The sequence below is a fragment of the Microcystis sp. genome (assembly GCF_048564745.1).
Lineage (GTDB): Bacteria > Cyanobacteriota > Cyanobacteriia > Cyanobacteriales > Microcystaceae > Microcystis > Microcystis ichthyoblabe_A.
This window is the reverse complement of record NZ_JBLZRT010000162.1, coordinates 1-1,147: the sequence shown is the minus strand read 5'-3', so window position 1 is coordinate 1,147 and position 1,147 is coordinate 1. Positions and strand designations below refer to the sequence as shown.

At 44.0% G+C, this 1,147-nt stretch carries 1 protein-coding gene; it reads left to right on the top strand.

Features of this window, described 5'->3' with window-relative positions:
• Positions 1–167: 167 nt before the first annotated feature.
• On the top strand, positions 168–1,043 hold the full coding sequence (locus ACOCD9_RS17820; RefSeq protein WP_415264661.1) for a TauD/TfdA dioxygenase family protein: 876 nt from the start codon (positions 168–170) through the stop codon (positions 1,041–1,043).
• Positions 1,044–1,147: the final 104 nt, after the last annotated feature.

Here is a 1,147-nt window from a genome sequence, read left to right as displayed (position 1 = left end):
TTCAAGTCCATTTTTGCTGAGTTTGTCTGTGTTTTAAGCTCACTGTTATGTGAGATAAATTCAGGTTGTTGTCTTTGACATCTTATTTCGTCCCAATAAGAATAGCGAACCAACAGCGCAGCACTCAGCTAAATCGCATTTGCTTTGAATATTAACGGGGGCAGATTTTGAACGCATACACTGTTGATGACGTCAGCTTTGAGGCTATATCCGAAGCATTAGGTAGCCAGATGCGCGGATTTAACGTAGTGGCACCCTATGAGGGCGCTCATGTACAAAAACTAATCGAAGCCTGGCACTGTGGCCTGGTTTGTCGAATCCGCAATCAATTCCCGAATAAAAAAGAATTTATTAGGTTTGGCGAGATTTTCGGTCTGCCAGAACGAGCACTGAACCAAGAAAAAAAACTAACATCAAGCACCGAATATCCCGAGCTGATGATCGTTTCAAACATAAAAAAGAATGGCCTTGCAATAGGTCATCTCGGAGCGAAAGAAGCATATTGGCATACAGATATGTGTTATACGGATGTGCCTCCGATAGCAAGTATTTTGTATGCTGTTGAGATTCCAGAAAGTGGCGGAAATACAGAGTTCATGAATATGTATAGCGTATATGACGCAATTCCTGCGGATTTAAAGGAAAAAATCTCGACGCTCTCCATCAAGCATGATCGCAGTTATACCGCGGTAGGTGATCTTCGGTACGGCTTCAACGATGTCACTGACGTTGCCACGTGCCCTGGATCAATTCACCCAATTATTCAGCAGCACCCTGTCACAGGCAAAAATTTCCTGTACTTGGGAAGGCGGCTAAATGCTTATGTCGTTGGATATTCCGTGGCCGACTCCGAGGCACTACTTAATGAATTGTGGAAATATACCCAAGCGCCTGAGTTTTCCTGGACGCAGCATTGGGCTGTCGGCGACATTTTAATCTGGGATAACCGCTGTACGATGCATCGCCGCGACTCCTTTGATGAAAGCACAAGAAGAGTCATGTGGCGTACGCAGATCCAATTAAATCCTGAGTGTCGCAGATAATGTCATAGGTGGAGTACAAGGATATCATGCAAAATATATCTAGTTATTTAGAGGGTCATCTTGCAGTCCTAGAAAAGACCAAATCAGATAATGGGAGGAGCATC